The organism is Geodermatophilus sp. CPCC 205506, assembly GCF_051383635.1.
Classification (GTDB): domain Bacteria; phylum Actinomycetota; class Actinomycetes; order Mycobacteriales; family Geodermatophilaceae; genus Geodermatophilus.
Genome location: NZ_JALPKP010000011.1, coordinates 18,920 through 45,754, shown reverse-complemented (window position 1 = coordinate 45,754; position 26,835 = coordinate 18,920). Strand labels below are relative to the sequence as shown.

The 26,835-nt window shown below is 73.8% G+C and carries 21 protein-coding genes and 1 pseudogene; 12 read left to right on the top strand and 10 right to left on the bottom strand.

The genetic code is table 11. The annotated features are described in order from the left end of the window. A complete protein-coding gene (locus MY520_RS08420; RefSeq protein ID WP_436691636.1) occupies positions 1 to 3,117 on the top strand; it encodes a DUF3427 domain-containing protein in 3,117 nt (1,038 codons plus the stop codon). A 158-nt stretch (positions 3,118 to 3,275) separates the two neighbouring features. Here the strand turns inward: MY520_RS08420 and MY520_RS08415 are convergent, their stop codons facing one another. Continuing rightward, the gene (locus tag MY520_RS08415; RefSeq protein ID WP_436691635.1) at positions 3,276 to 6,539 is read right to left on the bottom strand and encodes an SNF2-related protein; all 3,264 of its coding nucleotides are present in this window, start codon (positions 6,537 to 6,539) and stop codon (positions 3,276 to 3,278) included. A gap of 176 nt (positions 6,540 to 6,715) precedes the next feature. Here MY520_RS08415 and MY520_RS08410 point away from each other — a divergent pair, with 176 nt between their 5' ends. The 5 genes from MY520_RS08410 (at position 6,716) to MY520_RS08390 (ending at position 12,353) form a co-directional block, all read left to right on the top strand. Beyond that, positions 6,716 to 7,735 (top strand): hypothetical protein, encoded by a 1,020-nt coding sequence (locus tag MY520_RS08410; RefSeq protein ID WP_436691634.1) that lies wholly within the window; start codon positions 6,716 to 6,718, stop codon positions 7,733 to 7,735. A 50-nt stretch (positions 7,736 to 7,785) separates the two neighbouring features. Continuing rightward, positions 7,786 to 9,312, top strand: coding sequence for an HNH endonuclease signature motif containing protein (locus MY520_RS08405; RefSeq protein ID WP_436691633.1), 1,527 nt, complete (start codon positions 7,786 to 7,788; stop codon positions 9,310 to 9,312). A 161-nt stretch (positions 9,313 to 9,473) separates the two neighbouring features. Then, positions 9,474 to 10,811, top strand: coding sequence for an ABC1 kinase family protein (locus tag MY520_RS08400; protein ID WP_436691632.1), 1,338 nt, complete (start codon positions 9,474 to 9,476; stop codon positions 10,809 to 10,811). Positions 10,812 to 10,915: 104 nt separating this feature from the next. Further along, positions 10,916 to 11,545 carry an antibiotic biosynthesis monooxygenase gene (locus tag MY520_RS08395; RefSeq protein ID WP_436691631.1) on the top strand — a complete coding sequence of 210 codons (630 nt, stop codon included), beginning with the start codon at positions 10,916 to 10,918 and terminating at the stop codon, positions 11,543 to 11,545. Positions 11,546 to 11,861: 316 nt separating this feature from the next. Then, the gene (locus tag MY520_RS08390; protein ID WP_436691630.1) at positions 11,862 to 12,353 is read left to right on the top strand and encodes a hypothetical protein; all 492 of its coding nucleotides are present in this window, start codon (positions 11,862 to 11,864) and stop codon (positions 12,351 to 12,353) included. Between the two features lie 42 nt (positions 12,354 to 12,395). Here MY520_RS08390 and MY520_RS08385 read toward each other — a convergent pair whose 3' ends face one another. After that, on the bottom strand, positions 12,396 to 12,698 hold the full coding sequence (locus MY520_RS08385; protein WP_436691629.1) for a DUF3303 domain-containing protein: 303 nt from the start codon (positions 12,696 to 12,698) through the stop codon (positions 12,396 to 12,398). A gap of 353 nt (positions 12,699 to 13,051) precedes the next feature. On the opposite strand from MY520_RS08385, the gene MY520_RS08380 reads away from it, so the two are divergent. Continuing rightward, complete coding sequence (locus MY520_RS08380) at positions 13,052 to 13,678, top strand: antibiotic biosynthesis monooxygenase (protein WP_436691628.1); 627 nt, start codon at positions 13,052 to 13,054, stop codon at positions 13,676 to 13,678. A 28-nt stretch (positions 13,679 to 13,706) separates the two neighbouring features. Here the strand turns inward: MY520_RS08380 and MY520_RS08375 are convergent, their stop codons facing one another. The 3 genes from MY520_RS08375 to MY520_RS08365 all read right to left on the bottom strand — a co-directional run bounded on the left by MY520_RS08375 (position 13,707) and on the right by MY520_RS08365 (position 16,957). Continuing rightward, positions 13,707 to 14,468, bottom strand: coding sequence for an enoyl-CoA hydratase/isomerase family protein (locus tag MY520_RS08375; RefSeq protein ID WP_436691627.1), 762 nt, complete (start codon positions 14,466 to 14,468; stop codon positions 13,707 to 13,709). Between the two features lie 89 nt (positions 14,469 to 14,557). After that, positions 14,558 to 15,961, bottom strand: coding sequence for a DUF4407 domain-containing protein (locus MY520_RS08370; RefSeq protein WP_436691626.1), 1,404 nt, complete (start codon positions 15,959 to 15,961; stop codon positions 14,558 to 14,560). A gap of 126 nt (positions 15,962 to 16,087) precedes the next feature. Beyond that, on the bottom strand, positions 16,088 to 16,957 hold the full coding sequence (locus tag MY520_RS08365; RefSeq protein ID WP_436691625.1) for an SGNH/GDSL hydrolase family protein: 870 nt from the start codon (positions 16,955 to 16,957) through the stop codon (positions 16,088 to 16,090). Between the two features lie 168 nt (positions 16,958 to 17,125). On the opposite strand from MY520_RS08365, the gene MY520_RS08360 reads away from it, so the two are divergent. Continuing rightward, complete coding sequence (locus MY520_RS08360) at positions 17,126 to 18,217, top strand: hypothetical protein (protein WP_436691624.1); 1,092 nt, start codon at positions 17,126 to 17,128, stop codon at positions 18,215 to 18,217. 6 nt (positions 18,218 to 18,223) lie between these two features. On the opposite strand, the gene MY520_RS08355 is transcribed toward MY520_RS08360, so the two are convergent. Then, the gene (locus tag MY520_RS08355) at positions 18,224 to 18,541 is read right to left on the bottom strand and encodes a hypothetical protein (RefSeq protein WP_436691623.1); all 318 of its coding nucleotides are present in this window, start codon (positions 18,539 to 18,541) and stop codon (positions 18,224 to 18,226) included. A gap of 292 nt (positions 18,542 to 18,833) precedes the next feature. Further along, positions 18,834 to 19,448, bottom strand: a complete 615-nt coding sequence (locus MY520_RS08350) for a TIGR03086 family metal-binding protein (protein WP_436691622.1) — start codon at positions 19,446 to 19,448, stop codon at positions 18,834 to 18,836. An 85-nt stretch (positions 19,449 to 19,533) separates the two neighbouring features. On the opposite strand from MY520_RS08350, the gene MY520_RS08345 reads away from it, so the two are divergent. Together MY520_RS08345 and MY520_RS08340 are read left to right on the top strand one after the other, a co-directional pair. Continuing rightward, positions 19,534 to 20,157, top strand: a complete 624-nt coding sequence (locus MY520_RS08345; RefSeq protein ID WP_436691621.1) for a hypothetical protein — start codon at positions 19,534 to 19,536, stop codon at positions 20,155 to 20,157. Positions 20,158 to 20,348: 191 nt separating this feature from the next. Further along, entirely contained in the window at positions 20,349 to 20,669 is a 321-nt protein-coding gene (locus MY520_RS08340; protein WP_436691620.1) for an EthD family reductase, read from the top strand. Positions 20,670 to 20,683: 14 nt separating this feature from the next. Here MY520_RS08340 and MY520_RS08335 read toward each other — a convergent pair. Beyond that, positions 20,684 to 21,559, bottom strand: a pseudogene (locus MY520_RS08335) (AraC family transcriptional regulator); the annotation flags it as partial. 122 nt (positions 21,560 to 21,681) lie between these two features. On the opposite strand from MY520_RS08335, the gene MY520_RS08330 reads away from it, so the two are divergent. Together MY520_RS08330 and MY520_RS08325 are read left to right on the top strand one after the other, a co-directional pair. After that, complete coding sequence (locus MY520_RS08330) at positions 21,682 to 22,590, top strand: alpha/beta hydrolase (protein WP_436691619.1); 909 nt, start codon at positions 21,682 to 21,684, stop codon at positions 22,588 to 22,590. A 46-nt stretch (positions 22,591 to 22,636) separates the two neighbouring features. Then, positions 22,637 to 24,220 (top strand): acyl-CoA synthetase, encoded by a 1,584-nt coding sequence (locus MY520_RS08325; RefSeq protein ID WP_436691618.1) that lies wholly within the window; start codon positions 22,637 to 22,639, stop codon positions 24,218 to 24,220. An 11-nt stretch (positions 24,221 to 24,231) separates the two neighbouring features. Here the strand turns inward: MY520_RS08325 and MY520_RS08320 are convergent, their stop codons facing one another. Both MY520_RS08320 and MY520_RS08315 read right to left on the bottom strand, forming a co-directional pair. Further along, positions 24,232 to 25,725, bottom strand: coding sequence for a carboxylesterase/lipase family protein (locus tag MY520_RS08320; protein ID WP_436691617.1), 1,494 nt, complete (start codon positions 25,723 to 25,725; stop codon positions 24,232 to 24,234). A 109-nt stretch (positions 25,726 to 25,834) separates the two neighbouring features. After that, positions 25,835 to 26,809 (bottom strand): helix-turn-helix transcriptional regulator, encoded by a 975-nt coding sequence (locus MY520_RS08315; RefSeq protein WP_436691616.1) that lies wholly within the window; start codon positions 26,807 to 26,809, stop codon positions 25,835 to 25,837. Positions 26,810 to 26,835 lie beyond the last annotated feature (26 nt).

The following is a 26,835-nucleotide window of genomic DNA, read 5'->3' as shown; positions in this document are numbered from 1 at the left end:
ATGGGCGATGCGCCGATTGGCCTGTACGAGCACCTGGTCACTGAACGACTGACCGGCGAACTGGCCGCGACGGAACCGGACCTTATCCAGTTGGGTTCCCTCGACCCTGCTGACGCCCACGAGGCCCTGACCCGCCACATCACCGAACTGGCCAGCCGGGCGCTGCGGGCCGCTGGTGGCAGTGACTCGGCGGCGATCAATCGCCAGGTTGACCTCGCCAATCAGATCGTCGCGGCCATCGGAGACCTGGCACCCGACACTGCTGCCAAGGACGACATCGTCGCTGACCCAGCCCGCACCCTCCTGGCGATCGCCTCGCCGAGCACCGTCCCCGGCGCCGTGTCGTTCCTCCAGCGCCCGGCGGTTCCACTCTCGACCAGCGCCCTGCTCGTGAACGGCCGCGGCCAGCCGCGGATCGGCTACGAGGTGACTCGGGAACTGGCGTCGGCCGACCGGGTCGACCTGCTGTGCGCCTTCATCAAGTGGCACGGATTGCGCGTCCTCGAAGACGCGCTCAAGGATCTCCGCGGGCGTGGCGTCCGGCTGCGGGTCATCACCACCACGTACATGGGCGCGACGGACCAGCGCGCCCTCGACCGGCTCGTCGAGCTCGGTGCCGAGGTCAAGGTCTCCTACGAGACCCGGACAACCCGGCTGCACGCCAAGGCGTGGCTGTTCCATCGAGACACCAACATGTCGACGGCCTACGTCGGCAGTTCGAACCTCTCGCGGACGGCGCTCATCGACGGCCTCGAGTGGAACGTGCGGCTATCCAACGTCGAGCAGTCGCATCTGCTGACCACGTTCGCCGAGACGTTCGACAGCTACTGGGCGGACCCGTCGTTCGAGTCGTACGACCCGGAGCGGGACGGCGACCGGCTGCGCCTGGCCATTGCTGCGGAGCGCGGCGGACCGACTGACCTGCCCATCCAGATCGCGACGCTCGACGTTCGCCCCTTCGGCTACCAGCAGGAGATCCTCGACGCGCTCGATGCCGAGCGCGAGGTCCATAACCGCTGGCGCAACCTCGTGGTGATGGCGACCGGAACCGGGAAGACAGTCGTCTCCGCTCTCGACTACCGGCGGCTGCGTGGGGCGGGGGCTGCCGAGCGGGTGCTGTTCATCGCTCACCGCGAAGAGCTGCTGGTGCAGAGCCTGTCGACGTTCCGCCATGTCCTTCGGCAAGGCGACTTCGGAGAACTCTTCGTCGGCGGACAGCGGCCTCGAGAGTGGCGCCATGTCTTCGGGTCGGTGCAGTCGCTGACCCAGCTCGACTTGGCCGAGCTCGACCCGTCTCACTTCGACATGGTCATCGTCGACGAGTTCCACCACGCCGAGGCGGCCACCTACCGCCGGCTTCTGGAGCACCTGCAGCCCAAGGTCCTCCTGGGACTGACGGCCACGCCTGAACGCACCGACGGCGCCGACGTCCGGCGCTGGTTCAACGGCCGGACGGCGGTGGAGCTGCGACTGTGGGAAGCGCTGGAGCAGGGCCTGCTCGCGCCATTCCAGTACTTCGGCATCCACGACGACGTGGCGCTCGACCAGCTGCGGTGGCGGCGCGGTCGGGGGTATGACGTTGGGGAGCTGACCAACGTCTACACCGGCAACGACAAGCGCGTCCGGCTGGTCCTGCAGGCAGTCCACGACAAGGTGGCGGACCCGCGGCAGATGCGGGCGCTGGGCTTCTGCGTGAGCATCCAGCACGCGCAGTACATGGCCGAGAGGTTCACAGCGGCGGGGATCCCCAGCATGGCGGTCACCTCGACGACGTCGCGCGAGGAGCGGGCGGCCGCACTGACCGCCCTCCGCGACCGTACGGTGAATGTCCTCTTCGCGGTCGACCTGTTCAACGAGGGGCTCGACGTCCCGGCGGTCGACACCGTGCTCTTCCTGCGCCCGACGGAGAGCGCGACCGTCTTCCTGCAGCAGCTGGGCCGCGGACTGCGGCTTTCTGAGGACAAGGCTTGCCTGACCGTCCTCGACTTCATCGGCGTGCAGCACAAGGAGTTCCGCTTCGACCTGCGCTTCCGCGCGCTGACCGGCACGTCGCGACGGGGTCTGCAGCGGGTGGTCGAACAAGGCTTCCCCACCCTGCCGGCTGGTTGCCACATCGAGCTGGACCGCGTCGCGCAGCAGATCGTCCTCGACAACATCAAGCAGTCGCTCAACGTCTCGTGGAAGGGGCTGGTCGACGAAGCCGCGGGCGCGCGGACGCCCGCGCTCGCCGACTTCCTGGAGGAGACCGGGGTCGAGCTCGAGGACCTCTACCGCGGCAACGGGCGGAGCTGGCTGGACCTGAAGCGTGCCGCTGGTTGGGACGGCTCGGCTCCAGGTCCGGAGGACGCGACACTGCGCGGAGCCTTCGGCCGCATGTTGCACATGGACGACCTGGAACGGCTGGGCGTCATTCGTGAGCTGCTCACCACGGCGTCCGCCGGCTCGACGCTCCTCGACTCAGAGCGCACGCGGCGGCTGGCAGCGATGCTGCACTTCTCGCTCTGGGGCTCACGGGCACCGTTCAGCAGCGTGGAGACCAGCCTCCAGCGGCTGGTGGCCAACCCTGGCCGCGCTGACGAACTCCGCGAACTGAGCGCTGCCCTTCGCGATCGCATCCACCGGGTGACGCCGGCGCTTGAGGTCGCCGGGACCCGGCCGCTGCACGTCCATGCCCGTTACAGCCGTGATGAGGCGCTGGCCGCGTTCGGAATGACGGACCTCAACGGCACGTGGGGGTCGGGTGTGCGCTGGGTGCCCGGCGACCAGGCGGACGTCTTCTTCGTAACGCTGGTGAAGACGGAGACGCACTTCTCTCCCACCACGATGTACGCCGACCACGCCATCTCCCCGACGCGGTTCCAGTGGGAGTCGCAGAACGCGACTGCCGAGCGCTCAGCCACGGGCCAGCGGTACATCCACCACCGGCAGATGGGCACGTCCGTGCACCTGTTCGTCCGCGAGACGAAGACGGCGGACGGAACGCTCGGCACGCCGCCGTACCTGTACGCGGGACCGATGTCCTACCTCTCCCACGCTGGCGAGCGGCCGATGCGCATCCTCTGGCAACTGGAGCACGCGCTACCTGCCGACGTTTTCCACGCTGCCAAGGTGGCTTGACCCGGTCGACGGCCAGGTGCTGATCCGCGAGTGGGTCGGCGGCACTCCCTGGTGCCCGGGGCGACCAGGAGCGGATCGGCACGAAATCGTGGGCGCGGACGACCTCGCCGGCCTGGGGCGAACTCGGCGTCGTCCACGTCTGACAGTCGGCCCCGCTCTCACACGAACAGGCCGCGGACGTCCTCGGCGGTCAGCCCGCCGGACAAGGCGCCGCCGTCGTCGTCCATCACGCGGGCGAACAGGTCCCGCTTGCGCTCCTGGAGCGCCATGACCTTCTCCTCGATGGTCCCTGCGGCCACCAGCCGGTACACCATCACCGTCTTGTCCTGGCCGATGCGGTGCGTGCGGTCGACCGCCTGTGCCTCCACTGCCGGGTTCCACCACGGGTCGAGCACGAACACGTAGTCGGCCTCGGTCAGGTTCAGCCCGAACCCGCCGGCCTTGAGGCTGATCAGGAAGACCGGGGCGCGGCCGGAACGGAACCCGTCGATCACCCCCGACCGGTCGCGCGTGCTCCCGTCGAGGTAGGCGTACGGGAGCCCCGCCAAGTCGAGTCGCGCGCGCACTGTGCCCAGGAAACCGGTGAACGAGCTGAACACCAGCGCCCGGTGGCCCTCGGCGACCACCTCCTGCAGGTGCTCGAGGAACGCATCCGCCTTCGACGACCGAATCCCGGCGTAGGCCTCGTCGACCAGCGACGCGTCGAGGGCCAGCTGCCGCAGCAGCGTCAGCGACCGGAAGATGGCGAACCGGTTGCGCTGCAGGTCGTCGACGAGGCCGAGCACCTTGCGGCGCTCCCGCTGCAGGTGCGTGTCGTACACCTTGCGGTGCTTCGGGTTGAGCACCACCTCGAGCACCTGCTCCTGCTTGGGCGGCAGCTCGGCGGCGACCTGCTCCTTGGTCCGGCGGCGCATCAACGGCCGGATCCGGCGGCGCAGCGCATCCAGCGCCTGCGGATCGCTCCCCCGCTCGATCGGCGTCCGGTAGTGCTCGGTGAACCGCTGCGGACTCGGGAAGAGCCCGGGCGCCACGATCGACAGCATCGACCACAGGTCCATCAGGTTGTTCTCGACCGGCGTGCCGGTGATCGCCAGCTTGAAGCGGGCCGGCAGCCGCCGCGCGGCGGCGTACGTCTTCGCCTGGTGGTTCTTCACGAACTGCGCCTCGTCGAGCACCAGCCCGCTCCACGGCAGCTCGCGGTAGTCCGCCTCGCCGAGGCGCAGCAGCGTGTAGGAGGTGACGACCAAGTCGGCGCCGTCGACCATCTCGGCGAGTGACATGCCGAGCTTGCGACCGGTGGCCTCGATGGTGCGGACGACGAGGCCGGGCGCGAACCGGGCCGCCTCGCGGGCCCAGTTCGACACCACGCTGGTCGGCGCCACCACGAGCACCGGCGCGGTCAGCTCTCCGGCCTCCTGAGCCCGGCACACCAGCGCCAGGGCCTGCACGGTCTTGCCCAGCCCCATGTCGTCGGCGAGCACGCCACCGAGCCCGGCATCCCATAACACCGACAGCCACTGGTAGCCCTGCAGCTGGTACGGCCGGAGCTGCGCGGCGAGCCCCGCGGGCGGCGCCGGCGGGGCGGCGTCGTCGACCTCGAGCAGCGCCCGGACGTCCCGCGCCCACCGCTCGCTCTGCTCGGCCACCACACCGAGCTCCACGAGTTCGTCCCACAGTCCGGCCTGGTACCGGCTGATCCGCAGGCCCGGCCGCTCGGCGTCCTGCAGTGCCCGCGCCTCGCCGATGAGCGAACGCAGGCGGTCGAACTCCGGACGGCGGATGTCGAACCACGTCCCGCTGGGCAGCACCAGGTGCGAGTCGCCGTCGGCCAGCGCGGTGAACAGCAGCGCGAACGGGATGTCCTCGCCGTCCACCGTGACCGTGACGCCGAGGTCGAACCAGTCCGCGTCCGGACCGTCCGTGGCCGACACGTGCACGACCGGGGCCGCCTCGGTGTGCCGGTAGCCGGCGGGCTGCCCGGTCACCTCCACCAGCACGCCGGCGTCCGCCAGCCGCGGCAGCACCTCGGTCATGAGGACGACGGTGTCCATGCCGGCCAGCTCCGCGGTCGGCGCCAGTAGCCGCTCCGGGCCCTCCTGCCAGAGCCCGGGCAACCGGTCCGTCGGCAGCGGCAGGCTCCGCACCAGCCGCTCTTCGGCGGCGACGTCGCGCCCCGGGTCCGGGTCGGCACCTTCCAGTGGCAGCCTCCGCACCTCCTCGCCGGTGCGGTACTGCACCGACCAGGTCAGCCGCACCCGGTGGTTCCCGGTGTGGTCGACGTGGAGGCACAGCTGCGGAGGCAGGACCTCCGGCAGCTCCACCGACCCGTCGGACGAGCGGACCGGCAGCGCGCGGTGCAGCGCGGGGTAGAACCCGGTCAGGAAGCGCGCGCGGTCGGTTGTGGGCACCCGCAGCGAACCGGCGGCGAGCAGCTTCGCCGCGCGCCGCGGAACCGGCTGCACGGGCACGAGCAGCAGACCCCTCTCCGGTACGAGGTCCGGGGGCAGTTCCGGATCGCCGGGGAGCAGCACGACGCCGTGCGGCGGGTTGCCGAGCAGCCGCACCGCCTGCGCGGGACGGCAGACGCCGGAGCCCAGGTCGACCACCGGCTCGATGCGCAGGTCGGCGTCCCCGCGCAGGTCGACGGCGAGCGACGCCGGCGTCCCGGCCACCCGGACGGGACCGCCGCGAGCGGTCACGAGGGTCACCCCCTCGTCCACCACCTGCTGCAGGGCCGGCCACAGCGCGGGGCCGAACTCCTCGAGCCGCACCGGCTCGTCCCCGTAGCCGTAGCCGTAGTACCCAGGTCTGTCGTCGTCGGCCGCCCGGTGGGCCCGGTACAGCGCGCGCAGCGCGGCGGCGTGCGCAGGATCGCGCTGCGCGTAGTAGTCGTACTGCAGGGCTCGCCAGGACACCCCCGTGCGGATCCAGCGCCCCTTGGCGCCCGGTACGACCGGGCGCAGGCGGACGGACGTGCGGGAGACGGCGGTCGGCGCTGCCTCCACCTCGAGCTGCAGGCCGAGCGGGGTGCCCGCCCGCTGCCCGGACGGCGCGGGAGGCTGCACCAGCTCGGCGAGCGCCGTCTCCCAGTCCGGGCCGCGTCGGGCTTCTGCCACCGGCGCGCTGTCCAGCCAGTCCCGGCCGGCGATGAGCACGGCGGCGACGTGCTTGCAGTCCGTGCCGACCGGGCAGCTGCACTCGCCCCACCAGCGGGCACCCACAGCGTGGAAGGCGACGACGGTCTCGTACCAGCGTCCCCCGCTGCCGACCACCGTGGCGTCGAACTCGCCGAGCTCGCCGGAGTAGGAGAGCTCGGCGACCCGGCCCTCGCTCGCGTAGACCGCGCCGCGCTGGAACGCACCGGAGCTCACCGAACGGCGGATGACGGAGTCGGTGAGCCTCGGCCGCAGCTCCTCCAGCACGCGCCGAGGCTATCCACGGCCAGGGCTCCGGGGACCCTTTGTCCACAGCCGTCCGGGCGCCGTTCGCGTATCGCGTCGGCGGGCCGCAGTAGCGTCCGCCGTCGATGCCGAAGAGCAAGAAGCGAGCGAAGTCCCGCCGTCCGCAGCAGCGACAGACGCCGCCCGAGACTGACCTGATGGCCGCCCTGCGCGACGGCGTCGACTCCTCCACTCCCGGTCCGCTGCTCGGCGCCGTCGGCCTGCTGTTGTCCGTGGCCGCCGGGGCCGACGACCCGGGCGCCACGCTCGACGACCTCGTCCGCACCTTCTCCGCTGCCGACCGGGTCGAGACGTCGGCCGCCCTGCTCGCGATCGCCACCCTCACCGTCGACGCCGAGCTGCGCCGGCGGGTGCGCCGCGAGATCGCCGACCGCGGGCACGTGCTCCCGCGCTGGCTCGCCGAGCTCGACCGCAGCGAACCGGTCGACCGGGCGGTCGAGGCCAGCACGGTGTTCCGGGACGCCGACGAGCTGCTCGTGGGCGTCACCGTGCCCGGCGGCCACCCCCTCACCGCCGTCGTCCGCATCGACAACGAGCTCGGCGCCGTCGCCATCGACGGGTTCGTCGTGGAGTCCCCGCTCGCGGCGGTGCTCGAGCCGCTGGTCGACGACGACGACCCGGACGTGCGCGTGCACGACATCCCTCCCGCGGACGCGCGAGCCCGCATCACCGCGGCCCTCGCCGACCTCGACCTCGGCCCCGGGCGGGTCGCGTCCGAGAGGTTGGCCGAGTCCCGCCCGCTGGTCGAGTGGATGCTGTCTTTCCTGCCCGAGGGCGGTCAGGGCTCCGTGCTGCGGGAGCTGTCGGACGACGAGCTGGACGAGGTAGCCGTCGGCTTCCTCGCCGGTCCCTGGGGATCCTCGTGGTCGGACGACGACCTGCGGCCGCTTGTCGACGAGGTGCTGGCCGCGGGCAGCGCCAACGGCATCGGGGACCCGCTCGTCTGGAGTCCGTGGAACGTCGGGCGGGTGCTCGGTCCGGAGCTCTGGCAGCTCGACCGCATGACGCCGCACCTCGACCGCGCGCCGGACCTGCTCCGCGACCTGATCCGCCACGGGCACGCGGCTCGCGGTCTCCGACCGGGACTCACGGACGACGCTCTGGCGGCGGTCGACGCGTCCGCCGACGCCTTCCTCACGGCCGTGCGGTCGGGATAGCTGCTCGCTGAGCTGCGGGAATTGTCAGTGCCCGTGGCTAGCGTGCAGCCATGGAGGACGGAGGGGTGCCGCGGCCGCCGGAGGACGGCGTACCGGTGCCCGTCCTGCCCGCGGAGGTGGTGTCGCCGCTGCTGGCCGAGCTGGAGCTGGTCTGCGACATCTGGTCGGCCGACGCTCACATGGCCCGCGAGCACGCCCGCCAGGCCGCGACCATCGCCGAGCTGGCCCGCCGGCGCTCCGCCTCGCGGGATGCCGCCTACGGCCCGCGGGGCGGGCCGGGGCCGGACTCCCGGGCGATGCGCCCGGCCGCGCTCGCCGACGTGTCCGACGACTTCGTGTCCGAGCTCGCGGTCATCCGGCACTGCTCCGAGGCCGAGGCCGGCCGGCTGGGTGCCGAGTCGCTGTTGCTCACCACCAAGCTCGCCCCGACCTGGTCGGAGCTCTACGCCGGACGGCTGACGGTCCGCAAGGCGCGGATCCTGCTCGACCTGCTCGGCGACGCCGACGAAGAGGTCGCCGCCGGAGTCCAGGCCCGTGTGCTGCCGGGTGCCGAGGCGTGCCCGCCGGGCCGGCTGGCCGACCGGGCCCGCTACCACCTGTACCGGCTGGACGCCGACGCCAAGGAGCGGCGCCGGCGGGAGGCCGAGCGCCGGGCCGACGTGCACGTCGAGCGCACCGCCGACGACCTGGGCCGGCTGGTCATCGAGGGCCCGCTGCCCGCCGTCCACGCCGCCCGCGACGCGGTCGACCAGTACGCGCGGTGGATGCGCGCCGACGGGGATGACCGGCCGATGGGCGTGCTGCGCTCCGCGGCCGCACTAGATCTGATCCTGCGCCCGTGGGACACCAGCCGCCCACCGGTGACCGCGCAGCTGCACATCCACGCCGCGCTCTCCTCGCTGCGGCCCGATGCGCCGGCCGGCGCGGCCCCGGCGGAGCTGGACGGACAGCTGATCTCCGCCGCCCAGTGCCGGGAACTCCTCGCCTCGCTGGACATGCTGAACCTCGGGTCGGCTCCGACGGGCGGGGCGGTCCACGTCGCGATCGACGACCCGGCCACCGGCGAGACGCTGGCCGTGGCCAGCCGCGCCGAGCTCCGCCGCGCCGCCGGACTGGGCCGCCGCATCCGCCGCCGGAGCCGCAGGGGGCACCCGGCCGAGGCCACCGGACTGAGCGGCGGCGCAGGGGACGACGGGCCCGGTTTGCGGCCTCCACCGCCGACCCGCGGCTACCGTCCCACCGCCGCGCAACGCCGCCTCGTCACCGCCCGCGACCGGCACTGCCGCATGCCCGGCTGCCGACGCAGGCCCGGCCGCCACGACCTCGACCACGGGCGGGCGTTCGCCGCCGGCGGGCCGACCGCCTGCTGGAACTTCTGCTGCCTCTGCCGGCGACACCACCGGATCAAGACGTTCGCCCGCGGCTGGTCGTTCACCCTGCTCCCCGACGGCCGGCTGATCGTCCGCACGCCGTCGGGCGTCTCCCGACACACCCGCCCGCCAGGCTGGTACCACGATCCCGAGCCCGATCCGCCCTGGCTGGACGACCTCGCGCCGCCCGATCCGCTGCGCATGTGAGGGGCTGGTCCGCGGTCCCCCGTCCGCCCGTCCGCCGGGGCGAGCACTCCCGTCGACGTGTCGGCACGCGCCTGTTCCGGCGTCCGAGCGCCACCCCGCCATGGTCGGGGCCGACGGCGGTGGCCGGACGAGCAGCCCGCCGGCGGGGTTACGGTCGTGCGGTGGGGTCCGCCGAGGACAGCACGCCGACACAGGGCCGCCTTGCCCGGACGGCCCGGCTCGCCGCGCTCCCGGCTGCCTATGCCGGACGCACCGCCTTCGGGATCGGGAAGCGGATCGGCGGCCGCCCCGCGGAGGCCGTTGCCGCGCAGGTGCAGCAGCGCACCGCCGAGCAGCTGTTCGCCACCCTCGGCCACCTCAAGGGCGGCGCCATGAAGGTCGGCCAGGCGCTCTCGGCGATGGAGTCCGCGCTGCCCGAGCAGCTGGCCGGCCCCTACCGCGAGACGCTGACCCGGCTGCAGGAGGCGGCGCCGGCCATGCCGACCGCGCGGGTCCACGAGCAGCTCGCGAGGTCCCTCAGCACGGACTGGCGGCAGGGGTTCCGCGACTTCGACGACCGACCCGTCGCGGCGGCCAGCATCGGGCAGGTGCATCGCGCCACCTGGGCCGACGGCACGCCGGTGGCCGTGAAGGTCCAGTACCCGGGCGCCGCCGAGGCTCTCGTCGCCGACCTCGGCACGCTGCAGGTGCTGTCACCGGTCATGAAGGCGGCCGCGCCGCACGTCGACGTCCGAGAGCTGTTCGCGGAGCTGCGGGAACGCCTCACCGAGGAGGCCGACTACTCGAGGGAAGCGGAGGCGCAGCAGGCCTTCGCCGACGCCTACCGCGGCGACCCGGACATCGCCGTCCCCGACGTACTCGACGTCCAGGGCCAGGTGCTGGTCACCGAGTGGGTCGGCGGCACTCCCCTGTCCCGGGTCATCGCCGACGGCACCCAGGACGACCGGGACCGCGCGGGTCAGCTCCTCGTGCGCCTCCTCGCCTCCGGCCCGGTCCGCGCCCACCGCGTGCACGGCGACCCGCACCCCGGCAACTTCCGCCTCCTCCCGGACAGGAGGCTCGCCGTCCTCGACTTCGGCTCCACCCAGGCCATGCCGCGCGGCTGGCCCGACCGGCTCGGTCCGCTGCTCGCCGCCGGCCGGGACGGCGACGCCGCGACACTCCACCGCATCGCCACGTCCGCGCACCTCGTCCAGCCCGACAAGGTCACCGACACGGCGCTGCTCGACCTGCTCGATCCCTACTTCGAGCCGCTGCGCGCCGCGGAATACCGGTTCACCCGCCGCTGGATGCAGGAGCAGACCCGCCGCGCCTCCGACCCCCTCAGCACAGCCGCCCGCACCCAGCGCCGGCTGACCATCCCGCCGCACTACCTGCTGCTGCAGCGGGTGGCCGCCGAGCTGGTCGGCGTCCTGTGCTCGCTCGGCGCCACCGTGGCCGTGGACGACGAGGTCCGTCGCTGGCTGCCCGGCTACGACGCCGCCGGCACGCCGGCTTGAGGAGCGGGACGTTCGGCACCGTTGTCCACCGCTGCCAGGGAGGACGCTCGGCCCGAGCGGCGATGCCGCAGGGGTGTCGTCGCCGGCACGAGAGGAGCCGGGAGATGTACGCCCGTTCCACCACCCTGATGACCAACCCCGGCTCGATGGACGAGGCCATCGCCTACATGGGCGACGAGGTCTGGCCGGCGATGCGTGACATGGACGGCTGCGTCGGCCTGTCGATGATGTGCGACCGCGAGAGCGGCCGCTACATCGCCACCTCGGCCTGGGAAGACCTGCAGGCCATGCGCGCGAGCGACGAGCACGTCCGCCCCATGCGAGAGCAGATGGTCGAGCGCTTCGGGATCGGCGCCGGGGAGCCGGAGGTCCAGGAGTGGGAGATCGCCGTCCTGCACCGCGAGCACCCCACCGGCGACGGCGCCTGTTGCCGGGTCACCTGGGTCCGCAGCGACCCCTGGAGGGTCGACCACGTGCTGGACACCTACCGCACCGGCCTCATGCCACGGCTCCAGGCGATGCCCGGCTTCTGCAGCCTCAGCCTGCTCGTCGACCGCGACAGCGGCCGCGGCGTCGGCACGGTCGTGTTCGAGAGCCGCTCGGCCATGGAGCAGACCCGCGACGAGGCCCGCAAGACGCGGCAGCAGGCCGTGGAGACGATGGGAGTCGACATCGTGGACGTCGCGGAGATGGAACTCGTCCTCGCCCACCTCCGGGTGCCCGAGACCGTCTGAACTCGCCGCACTCGGGCGCCTCGGGCGACCTGGTCGGACGGCACCCCGGTGGCCGTGACGGTCCAGTACCGGCTGAGGAGCGGCGCACGTCCAGAGGGGTCACTCGCCTCGGCCACCCGCGACTGTGGGTCACGGCGCAACCGGAGGCTGACGCACGGTCAGCGGCGCGGTTGACGGGGCCGTTCGGCCGCGAGGAACCTCCGGCTCACCGCGTCCGCGCACGCGGCGCACCGGGCACCTCGAGGTCGTCGAATGCTGAGTCCCGACGATGGACGTCGTGCCAGTCCCCCGCCCGCGTGTCCGCTCGGAGGCAACGATGTCCGCAGGTACGCCCCGCCCTGTCGCGGCTCTGGCCCGCACCGCCCTCGTGCTGTGCGTCGTCGTCGCGACGGCGACGCTCGCCGCACCGTCCGCTCTCGCCGCACCGCCCATCCCCGTACGTCCCGCTCCCGCCCAGGTCGACCCCGTCGAGGTGACTCTCGACTCGGCCGAGATCGGCAGCGAACCCGGGACCGTGGTGCTCAGGGGCACGGTGACCTGCAACGTGCCGGTCGACGCGGTGGTCTTCGGTGACGTCGCGCAGGTACAGGGCCTGGACATCGCGCGCGACTTCTTCGGCGTCCCCGCGCCGTGCTCCAGCACGCCGACGGCCTGGACGGCGACCTCCTTCGGGGCGCTGCGGGTGTTCCTGCCGCTACCGACGTACATCGAGGTCAACGCCCAGTACTGCGTCGGGGAGCTCTGCTACACCGCCACGGTCACCGAGACGGTCACGCCCACGCCCACGGACGCCGGCACGAGCGCCTGACGGCGGACCTCGGTCTTTCCAGCGACACGGCGCGGGGACGGGTCAGACGCTCTCGTTCATGTCGACCGCCGCCTGGAGCACCGCCGCACCCTGCTCGATGTCGATCACGGGGTACACGGTGAACTCCAGGAAGGACGCGAAGATCGCGCAGTCCTTGGCGACGGCGGCGGGATCGTCGGACTCGATGACGGCGAAGCCGCCGGCCGCATCGACGCGGCTGAGGAACTGGTGGACGGTCGTGCCGGGCGTCCACTTGCCGAACACCTCGAGCGAGCGCTTGGTCGACGCCAGGTTCTCCTGTGCGGACCCTCCGCTGCGGGCCTTCCACGTCAGCACGTACTTCATGTCGAGCCTCCCTCGGTGGACCGGGCTCCTGCTCGTCCACCCGCGGCCGGCGCGGGTCCCGGCTGGCCGCGGGCGACGCGAGGAGCACCGGGGAGGGTCCTGCCGTCCGCCCGGCACCGACAGGGACGCCCGACCCTGGCCCGAGGTCGGCCCCGGCGATCCTCCGCGTCCGTCGACCACCGGCTACCGAGGGTGCACGGGGCGATCGACGGCGGCACAGCCGGGCCGGCGCCCCGGGTCCGCCGGCCGGGAAACGCACGCGTCGCAGCGTTGTCCGCCGTCCCCCGACCGAGGAGGCTCGACCGTGCGGCGATGCCGCAGGGGTGTCGCCGCCGGCAGGAGAGGAGGGCGCCATGTACGCCCGTTCCACCACCATCCGCGGCAACCCCGGCTCCCTGGACGACGCCATCGCCTACATGCGCGACGAGGTCTGGCCGGCGATGCGTGACATGGACGGCTGCGTCGGCCTGTCGATGATGTGCAACCGCGAATCCGGCCAGTGCATCGCGACGTCGGCCTGGGACGACCGGCAGGCCATGGAGGCCAGCGCCGAGCGCGTCCACCCGATGCGCCGGCAGCTGATGGACCGCTTCGGAGCAGGCGACGAGCTCGAGGTGCAGGAGTGGGAGATCGCCGTCCTCCACCGCGAGCACCCCGCCGGCGGTGGCGCGTGCGCGCGGGTCACCTGGGTCCGCGCCGATCCCGGCAAGGTCGACCAGATGCTCGACACGTACCGGACCCGCCTGATGCCGCGGATCCAGGACATGGACGGCTTCTGCAGCCTCAGCATGCTGGTCGACCGGGACAGCGGCCGCGGCGTCGGCACCGCCGTCTTCGAGAGCCGCGCCGCAGTCGAGCAGAGCCGCGAGCACGCGCGCTCCGTGCGCGAGGAGGCAGTCAACGTCGCGGGCGTCGACATCCTCGACGTCGCCGAGATGGACGTCGTCCTCGCCCACCTCCGGGTGCCCGAGACCGTCTGACCGGGTGCCCGCCCGGCCCTGACCGACCTCAGTCCCGAGCGGACCGGCGCATCGACCACATCTGCGCCGGCCGCTCGAACTGGGTCGCGATCTCCCAGCTCACCGGCGTCGCCGTCTCCTTGCGGAAGTTGCCCACCGCCACCCGCGCCAGCTCCGGGTCGGCAGCGACGCGGGCGGCCAGTTCCAGCGCGCGGTCCTCGACACGGGCGTCGTCCACCGCCTCCCACGCCAGCCCCAGCGAGACGGCCCGCGCACCGTCGATCTCCTCGCCGAACAGCACCATCGCCGCCGCGGCCTCGCGGCCGATCAGCCGGGACAGGATCACGAAGTGCCCGCCGCCCGGGTGCATCCCCCGCTTGAGGAACCCGCACAGCAGCCGGGCATCGGAGGCCACGATCCGCAGGTCGGTCGCCAGCAGCATGTTCATCCCGGCGCCCACCGCCGACCCCCGTACCGCAGCGATGGTCGGCACGCGGACCTGCCCCAGCCGGTAGAAGGAGTCGTAGATCGCCGACATCCCCTCGTAGGCGGACGGCTCGGCAGGGTCGCGACCGGCGTCCGTCAGCGTCTGGATGTCGCCGCCCGCGCAGAACGACTTCCCCACCGCCCGCACGACCAGCGCCCCGACCTCCGGCCGCGCGTCCACCTCGTCGAACAGTCCGCTCAGCTCGCGAGCCATCGCAGGCGTCAGCGCGTTCCGGCGGTCGGGCGCGTTCAGCGTCACCACCGCCACCGCGCCGTCGACCTCGAGCAGCACCTCGCCGGAGCCGGAGCTGGAGTCAGCAGTCACACGCCCACCCTCTCGAAACGCCACCGGCCCCTCCGCCGGCTGACACCACAGGCATCAGACCACGGAGGGGCCGGGAGGGCGGAACAGCGTCAGACGGCCACCCGGTCCGACGGCCGCCGGCGGACGGAGCGCACCGTCCGGACGGCGGCGTTGCGGGCCAGGTTGAGGATCGGTCCGGTGTCCCACTGCTGGCGCGCCGTCTCGGCAGCGGGAGCCGCAGAGGCAGACGCGGCGGTGGGCGCGGCCGTGGCCGCCATCGCCTGCCGGGCCGCGGCGACGGCCGCCCGCTGCCGGGACATGATCTGCTCCTTCTGCCGGTCGATCCGCTCGCGCTCCGCCATCACCAGCAGCTCCTCGCGAGCGGCCGCCACCGCCAGCCGCGACTCCTTCTGCATCTCCTCGACCTCGACGTCACCCGAGTCACGCAGCGCGGCGAGCTTGTCGTAGGCCGACGGCGGGCCGAAGTTGAGCAGCAGCTTCATCAGCACCGGCAGGATCTCCACGCACATGAACAGCAGCGACAGCATGAACTGCGCCGCGGCCAGGGTGGCGTTCCTGTCACCCAGCCGGTCCAGGGCCTCCAGCCGCATGAGGATGCCGCCGGCGCCCTCGTTGGTCGCGTCGAACGCGGCCTGCAGGGTGTTCTGGTCCTCGGTCAGCCGGGCCAGCTCGGCCCGGTCCCCGTCCAGCGAGGATGCGGCCAGCTGAGCACTGCGCGCCTGCGCGGAGCCGGCCGCCGCCACCGCGGCGTCCAGCTCCGAGCGCGCCGAGGCGACCACCGCCACCTGCGCGTCGGCGGCCGCGCGCGCCTGCTGGTAGGCAGTGCCGGTCCCGGCGTCGCCGGTGCCGCAGGTGCCGTCCAGCTCGCACTGCGCCTTGGCCTCGAGCTCCCGCTGGGTGCCCAGCGCCGCGTCGTAGGCGGCCTGCCGGTCGGTCACCGAGGCCTGCACCGCGACGAGCTCCGGGTCGCTCTGCCCCCCGGTGGCCACGATCGACTCCTGGGTGGCGATCCGCTCCCGCAGCGCCGGCAGCCCGATGAACCGCGCGTCCGACTCCAGCTCGGTCCGGTGCGCGTCGGCCGCCTCGGCCTGCATCGACACGATCTCCGTGTCGATCTCCTTGTGGAACACCTGCAGCGTCAGCGGCGTCGCGACGACGACGCCGAGCACCAGCGCCAGCCCCACCCGGGGGACGGCGAGCGCCAGGTTCCGCTTCAGCGACGCGTCGTGCGCCATCCCGACCAGCAGCATCCGGTCAAGGTTGACGACGACGGCGCCCCAGCCCAGGCCGATGACCAGCGCGAACGGCCACCAGACGCCCAGCGCCATGTGCACCGCGAACGCCGCCGACACGACGGCGAGGCCGCCCGTGCTCAGCAGGACGCCGCCGAGCGCGACGAACCGAGGCCGCGCACCGGGCGCCGCCTCGATCACGTCGGGACGCGCGCCACCGAGCGCTGCCAGACCGTTCCCGATCCGTCCCTGTCGAGCCATGGGCAAGCCACTCCCCGGGCGACGGGGGTCGTGGGCAACCGCCGCCTCATCTGCCCTATCGGCAGCCCCGGACCGGAAGCGGCAGGTTGCGCCCGTCACCCTGCTGAATGGGCCCGGGCGCCGCTCTCAGTGCCCGACGGCCTGCTCGACGGCGCCGGCCAGCAGTCGCTGGCCCTCCTCCGTCGGGTGGACGTCGGCCGGCGGCACCAGCCCCGCGGCGATCGAGCTGCCGCCGGCCGCCAGTGCACGGGGCGCGAAGGCCGCGAAGCCGTCCGCGACGACGGCCCCGTTCTCGGCGGCCGCCGCGGCCAGTGCGGCATTGAGCAGCTGCGTGGCCGCCGGGTCGGTGTAGTCGAGCGCGTAGTAGGTGACGACGGCGAGCCGCCCGGAGTAGCAGGCCTCCTCCCGCAGCGTGGCGAGGATGCGGTCCACGTTCTGCCCGACCCGCGCGGCCAGCGCCCGGAATCCCTCGGGCCTGCTGCAGGCGCCGGTCCGCACGCACAGGAACCCGTCGTTGGCGCCGAGCTGCAGGGTCACCAGCCGGACCCTCGGCTCCTGCTGGAGCACCTCGACCGCATGGTCGAGCTGGGAGCCCTCGTAGTCGACGTGCAGGGGGAAGAAGTCGCGGTGACCGACGTCGGACCCGAGGCTGTTCTGACATCCGTTGCTCTGGGCCGTGGCGTCGATGAAGCTCTCGGTCGTCTCCCCCGGGCAGCTGGCGTTGAGCACCCGGAGGCCCAGGTCGTCGGCGACCAGCTCGGGATAGCCGACGAAGTTCGCCGGGTCCGCGTACACCTCCGGTGGCTGCGACCCGCGGAAGCCGAAGGGCACCGAGTCCCCCAGTGCCAGGTAGGTCCGGCCGTGCCCGTTCGTGTCGTGCTCGGCGGGCGCGCGGCCCGGCTCGGCCAGCGCCGGGGAACCGGCGGCGACCAGTCCGACGGTGGCCAGCAGGACGACGAGGAGGTGGCGGGCGCGCGACACCGGACGTGCGGGCATGGGAGCTCCCTCGGGGCTCGGGCTCCGGACACGGGCCGCGGCCGGAGGAGGTCGATGGTGAGCCAGCGCGCACTCGACGCGCCAGGACCTCCGCGTCGCGGCCGGGCCTCGGCTTGCCGGGTGCGGCCGGTGCGCGCCACGCTTCGGCTCCCCACCCCGGGAGCCGGAATGCCCGCCGCCCGCCGCACCGCCGCGGCGCTGGCGGTCGTCCTGGCCACGGCCGGCTGCACCGGCGACGAGCGGCCCGACGACGGAGAGCCGGCGCCCCAGCAGACCGCCACCGAGGTGCTCGGCACGGTCGACCTGGACGCCGCCGTCGGTGGCAACGTGGTCCTGTTCGACCTCGCGGCCGGCCCCGACGGGACGCCGGTCGCCCTCCTCGGCGCCGACGGGAACCCGCAGAGCTGGCTGGTCCGGCTGACCCGGGGCGACGCCGGACCGGCCGCGACCGACGTGCGCTCCATCCCGCCCGTCGACGCGCACGCGCGGCTCGCCGTCACCGACGACGGAACGGTCCTCGTCGCGGGCGCCGAGCTCCTCCGACTGCCGCCCGGCGCCGCGCAGCCGACCGCCACCCCGTGGGACCTCGGCGGCATCCCGACGGCCGTCGTCCTCGCCTCCGACGGCCGCACGCTCTACGCCGCGCGGGACACCCGAGTCGCCGCCGTCGACGTCGCCACGGGCGCGGCGCGCGGCACCGGGACGACGAGCGCGCCGGTCACGCACCTCGCCGTCACCCCCGACGACGGCCTCGCCGCCCTGGTCGCCGCCGAACGCCCGGCGGGCGGCACCGGCGCCGTCCTCGTGTTCCTCGACCGGGACCTGCGAGCTGCCGGCGACCCGGTCGAGCTCGTCCCCGAGCGCGGCAGCACGCCGACCGCCCTGCAGGTGACAGCGGACGGCACCGCCGTCGCCACCGTGCACCTCGGCGAGGCCCGCAGCAGCGGGCGGCTGGTCACCGTGGTGGACGGCGCAGTGGAGACCACGGCCGACGTCGACGGCGCCGGCGACTCCGCCCTCGACCTCGCCGTGGACCCGACCGGCCGCCTCGGGCACGTGCCGCTCGCCGACCTGGAGTTCCCCGCCGAACTGGTCACGGTCGACCTGATCACCGGCGAGCAGGTCGGCGCGGTCAAGCTCTGCGCCGGCGCCGGCGTCTTCGGGGCGGTCGCGCCCCTCGGCGACGGCGGGAGCGTCGTCGTCACCGGGGCGTGCATCGACGGTGACGGCCCTCAGTCGACCGCCTTCGTCGTCGGCTGAGCCGCCTCACTTCATGCTGTTGATGACGCTCTCGAAGGCCTTGTCCATGTCGTAGAGCGGCTCGAGCGTGATGTGGACGACGTGCCCGTAGGTCTGCAGGTGGTACGTCTGGTACCGCGCCAGGGCATCCGGGTCGTCCACCTCGATGAGGATGTAGCCGCCCCAGCTGGTGCCCCACGTCTTGTGGTGGATCACCCCGCTGTCGACCCCGCCCCAGTTGCCCGACTTGGCGAAGGTCCGGAACCCCTCCGTCCACGCCGCGTCCACCTCGGCCTTCGCCACGCCGTCGCGGGTGACGAAGCGGTGGAGGTACATCTGCCCCATGGGGAGCCTCCTGTGTCCCGGGAGGGCCACCTCGCCGTGACCCTCGGAGATGGGTTGACGGTCGTGCTGGGCGTCCGCGGGTGGAAGACGTCCCTGCTCGGTCCGGCTCGTGTCACGGCACCGACGGCGGACCACACCTCCCGGCCAGGTCGGGGCGGTGACGGTGGGCGCTTGCAGGTTCCCGCCGGGGCGGCGGGTGCTCAAGACGGTCGGTCGCGGAACGGCGGGCTCCCGGCGATCCTCCGTGCTGCGCCACCGGCGGCTACCGACCGTGCGGCAGCCGCCCGGGGCGTCAGGCCGGCGGGCGCCAGGAGGGGTCGCGGCCGGTGAGGCCCAGGAGGCGGTGCAGCGGCGGGGCGTCGTCGGGCACGGGCACCGGCGGGCCGAACAGCCCGGGTACGGCCGGCTCGGCGGCGACCTGGCTCGCGAAGCCCAGGCACGCCTCCACCGAGGCGGGGTCGGCCGAGTACTCCTGGCCGGTCGCGACGGCGAGGTCCCAGCCGTGCACCGTCATCTCGTCCAGCGCGACGACGGCGATCGCCGGTGCCGGCATCTCCACGCCGCCGGCCGCGGTGTCCCCCTCCCACGCCTCCGGCTTCCGCCACGCGGCCACCAGGGCGTCGAGCTGGGCGGGGATGACGACGCGCCAGTCCGGGGTCAGGGCATCGGCCGAGGCGACCGGGGCGCCGGGCACCGGGTCCTTCTCCGCCGACTTCCGGAAGGCGTGGGTGAGGCCGACGACGTGGTCGAGCAGCGTGGCCACCGTCATGTCCGGGCAGGGCGTCGGAGCGGTCAGCTGGTCGTCGCGCACGCCAGCGACGACGCCCTTGAGCACCTGTGCCTGCGGGCCGAGGTCGAGCTGCATCGTCTGCATGCCGTACAGACCGCCGGCCGCTCGGAAAGTCACCGCGCAACCGGCGAGTGGTTGCCCCTCCGACCGGCGACCGACAAGGTGAGCGCCATCAGACTGCCCCGACCGGGAGGAGCGGCGCTTGTACGCGCGATCCACCAGCATCCGCGGCAACCCCGCGAACATCGACGCCGGCGTCACGTACCTGCGCGACGAGGTGCTGCCGACCGTCCAGCAGACCGAGGGCTGCGTCGGCCTGTCCATGCTCACCGACCGCGAGAGCGGCCGCTGCATCGTCGCGACCGCGTGGGCCGACGAGCAGGCGATGCTCAGCACCGCCGAGGACGTCCAACCGGTCCGCGACCGCCTCGTCCAGACCCTCGGCGGCACCGACGCCGAGGTCCGGCAGTGGGAGATCGCCGTCCTCCACCGGGACCGGCACGCCGGGGACGGCGCCGCCGCGCAGGTCACCTGGGCCCGCATCAGGCCCGACCACGTGGACGAACTGCTCGACACCTACCAGTTCAACCTCATGCCCCGGCTCCAGGAGCTGCCCGGCTTCTGCAGCGTCAGCATGCTTGTCGACCGGCGCACCAGCCGGACGGTCAGCGTCACCAGCTTCCAGACCCACGAGGCGCTCGCACTGGTGCGCCGGCACGCACGGTCGCTGCGCGAGCAGTTCGCCCGCGCGATGGGCGCCCACATCGTGGACATCGCCGAGATGGACCTGGCGCTGGCCCACCTGCACGTGCCCGAGACCGTCTGACCCAGCCGGAGCGGGAGCGGCCGACCGGGGATGTGCGGGAGCTCGTGCTCTGCCCACGGTGGTGGGCAGAGCACGAGCGTCCGCAGGGGGTGCAGGTACCCGCCGCCCGGCGGAAGGCCGGTTCCCTCGCTCGCCGCGGACCTGCTTGGGTCGGCGGCGGCCGGTACGGACCCCGGCACGGAGGCGGAGACATGGTGCACAGGATGGTCGTCCAGTACGGGCAGCCCACGGACGCGGCGGTGTTCGAGGAGCGCTACCAGGAGCACGTCCGGCTGATCAACGAGGTGCCCGGCGTGCTCCGCTACACGCTCGGTCGGCCCACCTCGCGCGACGGCGAGCCGCCGGCCACCTACCTCGTCGCCGAGCTCGACTTCGCGTCCGCGGAGGCGATGGCCGCGGCCATGCGCACCCCCGAGTGGGCGGCCGCCGGGGAGGGTGTCCCGGTCCTCGCGACCGGCGGCGTCTCGGTCACCTTCTTCGACGTGGAGGACGTCGGCCCGCGCGGGGACTGACCGCGCCGCACCTCGTTCGGGGTCCGGCCGAACGCCGCACGGAAGCCGCGGCCGAACGTCGCCTGGTCGCGGAACCCCCAGGCATGCGCCACGCCCGCCACCGTCACCGCCGTCCCCCGCCGGGTCAGCTCCCGGTGCGCGGCCTCCAGCCGGCGCCGGCGCACGTACCCGGCCGGAGTCGTCCCGTGCGCGGCGGACAGCGCGTACAGGGAGCGCACCGAGAGGTAGGCCCCGGCGGCCACGGCCGCCGGGGTCAGCGCCGGGTCGCGCAGGTGCGCATCGACGTAGCCGGTCACCCGGGCCCACGCGGGGTCCTCGGGCGGGGTGGTCAGCGCGCCGGCCAGCAGGTCGACGACGGCGTCGGCGAGCGGCCGGCCGAGCCGCCCGTCCACCGCGGCGGCCGAGCCGAGTGCCGTCCCCAGCAGCGCGGCCAGCAGCCCGGCGGACGCCGGGTCCAGCAGCCCGCCCGGCACAGAAGGCAGGCGGGACGACGGCACGAGCAGCGTCCACTTGTGCAGGCGGCCGGGGACCCGGAAGCGCACCGCCTCGTCGGCCCGCCACAGCAGCGCCGACCCGGGGCCGGCGACCACCCGCTCGCCGCCGACCTCGACCAGTTCCAGCCCCTCCCGGACGAACAGCACGCCGACGACGTCCTCACCGGTCGCCGCCCACTGCGCCCGCCCCCGGGAACCCGAGCACGGGCCGCACCGGCAGTCGACCAGCGTCAGGTCACCGATCCGGTAGCGGCTGAGACCGACTTGCCCCGGCAGCTCCGGCCCGGGGGTCAGCGCCCACGGCAGGTGGGTGGCGCTGACGACCTCGCGGAAGGCCTCGGCCCGGTCGGCCGGCGCCGCGTCGTCCGGGCTCCACCGCTCCACCAGCAGCGTCATCGGGGACCTCCCGCCGCGCAGCCAACCCCGGCGCCCCGGCGTCGGCAAGGCCTGCAGGGATCGTCGGAGAGATCGCACGGATCGTCACGACGCCGGTCGCCCGCCCGGCCAGGGTCGGCGGCATGCGAGAGGACATCGAGTTCAGGACCGAGGACGGCGTCACCCTGCGCGGCTGGCACTACTCCCCCGACGACGGCCCCACCGACACACGACGGCCGCTGGTCGTCATGTCCCACGGCTTCTCCGCCACCAAGGAGATGCACCTGGACGACTTCGCCGAGCACTTCGCCGACGGCGGGCTCGGGGTGCTGGTCTACGACAACCGCAACGTCGGCGCGAGCGACGGCGCGCCCCGCGGCGAGTTGGACCCGTGGCAGCAGATCCGCGACTACCGGACGGCGATCACCTGGGCGCAGACCCAGCCGTGGGCCGACCCCGACCGGATCGGGATCTGGGGGTCCAGCTACAGCGGCGGGCACGTGCTCGTCGTCGGCGCGCTCGACCGCCGGGTGACGTGCGTCGTCTCCCAGGTGCCCCTGGTCAGCGGGTTGGCCAACGCCCGAAGGCTGATCCGTGCCGACGCCTTCGCCGGGCTGCGGGAGGCGTTCGACGCCGACCGCGCCGCCCGCTACGCAGGCGCAGACCCCGGGATGATCCCGGTGGCGTGGGAGAAGGAGCCCGACGAGCCGTGCGCGCTGCCCACCGCGGACAGCCACGACTTCTTCCTCGGGCCGATCCTCGAGCGCGCCACCACCTGGCAGAACGAGGTCACCCTGCGGTCGGTGGAGATGTTCACCGAGTACGAGCCCGGCGCCTACATCGGCCAGATCGCGCCGACCCCGCTGATGATGGTGGTCGCCGCGCAGGACCACCTCACCGTCGCCGACCTGACGCTGGAGTACTACGAGCGGGCCCGGCACCCGAAGGAGCTGCTCGTGCTGCCGGTCGGGCACTTCGACGCCTATGTCGGCGACGCGTTCGCCGAGTCGGCCCCAGCCCAGCTGCGCTGGTTCCAGCGGTACCTCACCTGAGCCGGGGACCTGCGTCCCTGGCGGCGCGCCCTCCCGGCTCGGCACCGTGGCCGCATCGCCCACCGCCGGCCGGGAGGACCGCACCGTGTACCTCACCCAGGGACTGCACCGCGCCGTGCAGCAGCGCCCCGACGGGCTCGCCACCGTCTGCGCCGGGCGCACGCGCACCCACGGCGAGTCGGTCGACCGGATCGCCCGGCTGGCCGGCGCCCTGCGCTCGCTCGGGGTGGCCGACGGCGACCGCGCGGCGATCCTCGCCCTCAACTCCGACCGCTACCACGAGTACCTCGCCGGCGTGCTGTGGGGCGGGGGCGTCCTGGTGCCCGTCAACTTCCGCTGGAGCGTCCCGGAGATCGCCGAGTCCCTGACGGAGGTGGGCGCCGAGGTGCTCGCCGTCGACGACGTCTTCGCCCCGATGGTGCCGGCGCTGCGGCAGGCCGTGCCGGGCCTGCGGCACGTCGTCCACGCCGGGGACGGGCCGACCCCGGAGGGTGCCCTCGCGTTCGAGGAGCTCGTCACCGGGACCGAGCCCGTGGACGACGTGCGCCGCGGCGGGGACGACCTGGCCGGCGTCTTCTACACCGGCGGCACCACCGGGCGGTCGAAGGGCGTCATGCTCAGCCACCGCAACCTGCTGACCGCGATCATGGGCGGTCTCGCCGTGGCGGAACCCCAGCCGGACAGCACGTACCTGCACGCCGCGCCGATGTTCCACCTGGCCGACTTCTCCATGTGGGTCAGCGAGGTCGTCGCCGGCGGGACCCACGTCATGATCCCGGCCTTCGACCCGCTCGCGGTGCTGGCCGCCGTCCAGGAGCACCGGGTGACCGACCTGCTGCTGGTGCCGACCATGCTCCAGCTGGTCGTCGACTCACCGCGGATCGACGACTTCGACCTGACCAGCGTCCGCCAGGTGCTCTACGGCGCCTCCCCGATGTCCGACGCACTGCTCGGCCGGGTGATGAAGGCGCTGCCCAACGCCCGGTTCCTGCAGGCCTACGGGATGACCGAGCTCGCCCCCTCCGCCACCCTCCTGACCGCCGCCGACCACGACGACCCCACGCGCCGGCGCTCGGTCGGCCGCGCCGCGTACCACACCGAGGTCCGCGTCGTCGGTCCCGACGACGTCGAGGTGTCCCGCGGGTCGGTGGGCGAGATCGTCGTCCGCGGCGGCAACGTGATGCTCGGCTACTGGAACCGGCCGGAGGCCACGGCCGAGGCGCTGCGCGGCGGCTGGATGCACACCGGTGACGCCGGCTGGATGGACGACGACGGCTACGTGTACCTCACCGACCGGATCAAGGACATGATCATCACCGGCGGCGAGAACGTGTACTCGGTCGAGGTGGAGAGCGCTCTCGCGCAGCACCCCTCAGTGGCGACGTGCGCGGTGATCGGCGTCCCGGACCAGATCTGGGGCGAGCGGGTGCACGCCGTCGTCGTCCCGGTGCCCGGCGCCACTCCGACGCTGACCGAGCTGCACGACTTCTGCGCCGGGCAGATCGCCGGCTACAAGATCCCCAAGTCGATGGAGCTGGTCGAGACGCTGCCGCTGTCGGCCGCCGGGAAGGTGCTCAAGCGCGAGCTCCGCAAGCCGTACTGGGAGGGGCACGAGCGCGCCGTGCACTGAGCCCTCCGACGTCAGCGGATGCTGTCCCAGATCGCCCGCTGCTCGCCGCGGGGGTCGTCGACGAGGCGCACCTGCTCGCCGAAGTCCTGCACGGCGCGCCGGTCGAGGTCGTAGGGCGCCCAGCCCGGGTCGCCGTCGCGGACGAAGCGCACCCACGCGCGGTGCATCTCGTCGGCGAGCGCCTGCGGCGCGCCGGACCCCATGAGCGCGCCGTGCGCCTCCAGCGCCAGGGTGTCGAAGGTGAAGCCGAGCTCCAGGGCGTGGCAGGCGCCGAGCCGCCCGCCGAACTGCGGGGACGGCCAGGAGAACTCGTACACCCACGCGCGCCCGCCGCCGGCCTGGGCCTCGGCCAGCCGGATCGCCGGGATGCGGAAGAACCAGTCGGTCGCGATGTCGGCCATCAGCTCACCCGGCGTCGCGCCCGGACGGCCTGCGCGGTAGACCTCGAGGGTCTTCTCGGACGGCGCCGAGTAGCCGGCGACGACCATCTGCAGCAACGGGTCGGTCACCATGTCGATCAGCCCGTTGGGGACCATGAACAGCCGGTTCTCGTCCCGGTTGGCCCCGACGAGCACGGCCACGTCACGGGCCGATCCCGCCGCGATCCGCCGGATCGGCAGGTCGGGCAGCACGTCGCCGTCGACGACCGGCTCGTAGACCATGAGGTTCGTCGTCACCTCGCCCCACCGGTGCGGGTCGGGCGCGGTGGCCGCGTCCATCCCGAGCGCCTGCTGCGCGGCGATGAGGTCCGCCAGGGGGACGCCGGCCAGCGCGGACCGCTCCGGCGCGACGTTGAGCCGCTCGGCGAGGTAGCCGCCGATCCGCGTCGCGGTGGCCTCGGTCAGGGCGTGGTGGCCGGCACCGCTCTGCAGCACCGCCTGGGCGAACAGCCCCTGCGCCGACGGCATCGCGAGCAGGCACCCGACGCTCATCCCGCCCGCCGACTCGCCGCCCACGGTGACCCGCGCCGGGTCCCCGCCGAACGCGGCGATGTTGTCCTGCACCCAGCGCAGCGCGGCGACCTGGTCGAGCAGGCCGCGGTTGGCCGGTCCGCCGTCGGCGAAGTGCAGGAAGCCGTCGACCCCGAGGCGGTAGTTGATCGTCACGGCGACGACGCCGTCACGGGCGAACGTCGCGCCGTCGTAGACCGGCACCGCGCCCGAGCCGTTGACGAACGCCCCGCCGTGGATCCACACGAAGACCGGCAGCCCGGACGCCCCGGGGTCCGGCGTCCACACGTTCAGGTTCAGGCAGTCCTCACCGGGGATGACCGGCTCGGGCAGGAGGACGTCGTAGGGCGGGGTGTACGGCGGCTTGGGCACCGTCGGCCCGTACTCCGTGGCCGCGCGGACGCCGTCCCACGGCTCGGGCGGCGCGGGGGCGGCGAACCGGCGCTCCCCGAACGGCGGTGCCGCATACGGGATCCCGAGGAAGGCGTGCACGCCGTCGCGGGAGAGCCCGCGCACCGTGCCACTGGTCGTCCGGACGGTCTGCTCCGCGGTCATGCCGCAAGCTACCGCCGCTCGGGTCTCCCGGTCGACGTCGTGTCCTCGCGGAGGCTCGTGCTCGGCCCACCGGAGTGGGCAGAGCACGAGCTCCCCGGAGGGAGGTGTGTCAGGCCGGCAACCGGACCAGCCCGGCACCGACCGCGAACGCCGCGGCGGCGGCGCGGTTGCCGGCGCCTAGCTTGGCGAGCAGGTGCTCGACGTGGGTGGCGACCGTCCGCTCGGTGACTCCGAGCGACCGGGCCACCATCCGGTTTGTCTCGCCCTCCGCCAGCCCGCACAGCACCTCGAGCTCGCGCAGCGACAGCCCCGCGGGCGCCTCGCCCGGACGGTGCTCGACGACCACCCACCGTCCCGCCGGCCGCGCCTCGACGGCGGTCAGCTCCGCGCCGCGCAGCACCAGGAGGTGCCTGCCCAGGCGCGACGGCCAGGCAGACGGGTGCAGCAGCGCGGCCAGCGGTCCCGCCACCAGTGACGGGTGCGCGCACGGCGTCAGGGCCAGCAGCCGCCCGTCGGCCGGGGCCCAGGCCAGGACGCCGCCGTCCCCCGGCACCACCGGGACCTGCCCGCCGAGCGGGTCGACCAGGCTGGCCAGGTCGGCGCGCAGCAGCCGCAGCCAGCCCACCGCCTCGTCGTCCACGCCCTCCGAGGCGGTGCTGGCGTGCAGCGACCCCACGTACCGACCGCCGGCCGACAGGCAGAGGCTCACGCCGTCCACGTACCGCAGCGGCGTGATGACCCGTTCGAACATCGGGCCGCGGCGGTCGGCGGGGGCGATGTCACAGACCCGCAGCGGCCGGCCGGACGCGCGGACGGCGGGGAACAGCGGGTCCTCGTGGAAGGCGCTCTCCATCGCGGCCAGCGCGTCGGCGACGTAGCCGGAGCTGGCCAGCGTCTCGTGCCGGGACCGCACGGGGTCCCAGCGTTCGACCGCGGCGGCGCAGGTCGACAGCGACTGCAGCGCGGCCAGCACCGCCTCGGCCCGAGTGACGTCCGGCAGCGGCTCGCCCGCAGCCGCCGCCTCGGCGGCCTCGCGGACGGCGAGCGCGGCAGCCAGCCGGCCGGTGGTCCGCCCGGAGCGCATGCGCGGCAGGGTCGCACGGTCGCGCG

Excerpts from the sequence above, each read along its gene's own strand:
- MY520_RS08370 (WP_436691626.1), bottom strand. The coding sequence starts at position 15,961 with ATGGCTCGACAGGGACGGATCGGGAACGGTCTGGCAGCGCTCGGTGGC.
- MY520_RS08315 (WP_436691616.1), bottom strand. The coding sequence starts at position 26,809 with ATGCGCTCCGGGCGGACCACCGGCCGGCTGGCTGCCGCGCTCGCCGTC.
- MY520_RS08320 (WP_436691617.1), bottom strand. The coding sequence starts at position 25,725 with ATGACCGCGGAGCAGACCGTCCGGACGACCAGTGGCACGGTGCGCGGG.
- MY520_RS08410 (WP_436691634.1), top strand. The coding sequence starts at position 6,716 with ATGGCCGCCCTGCGCGACGGCGTCGACTCCTCCACTCCCGGTCCGCTG.
- MY520_RS08395 (WP_436691631.1), top strand. The coding sequence starts at position 10,916 with ATGTACGCCCGTTCCACCACCCTGATGACCAACCCCGGCTCGATGGAC.
- MY520_RS08385 (WP_436691629.1), bottom strand. The coding sequence starts at position 12,698 with ATGAAGTACGTGCTGACGTGGAAGGCCCGCAGCGGAGGGTCCGCACAG.
- MY520_RS08380 (WP_436691628.1), top strand. The coding sequence starts at position 13,052 with ATGTACGCCCGTTCCACCACCATCCGCGGCAACCCCGGCTCCCTGGAC.
- MY520_RS08360 (WP_436691624.1), top strand. The coding sequence starts at position 17,126 with ATGCCCGCCGCCCGCCGCACCGCCGCGGCGCTGGCGGTCGTCCTGGCC.
- MY520_RS08340 (WP_436691620.1), top strand. The coding sequence starts at position 20,349 with ATGGTGCACAGGATGGTCGTCCAGTACGGGCAGCCCACGGACGCGGCG.
- MY520_RS08365 (WP_436691625.1), bottom strand. The coding sequence starts at position 16,957 with ATGCCCGCACGTCCGGTGTCGCGCGCCCGCCACCTCCTCGTCGTCCTG.
- MY520_RS08390 (WP_436691630.1), top strand. The coding sequence starts at position 11,862 with ATGTCCGCAGGTACGCCCCGCCCTGTCGCGGCTCTGGCCCGCACCGCC.
- MY520_RS08405 (WP_436691633.1), top strand. The coding sequence starts at position 7,786 with ATGGAGGACGGAGGGGTGCCGCGGCCGCCGGAGGACGGCGTACCGGTG.
- MY520_RS08355 (WP_436691623.1), bottom strand. The coding sequence starts at position 18,541 with ATGGGGCAGATGTACCTCCACCGCTTCGTCACCCGCGACGGCGTGGCG.
- MY520_RS08330 (WP_436691619.1), top strand. The coding sequence starts at position 21,682 with ATGCGAGAGGACATCGAGTTCAGGACCGAGGACGGCGTCACCCTGCGC.
- MY520_RS08420 (WP_436691636.1), top strand. The coding sequence starts at position 1 with ATGGGCGATGCGCCGATTGGCCTGTACGAGCACCTGGTCACTGAACGA.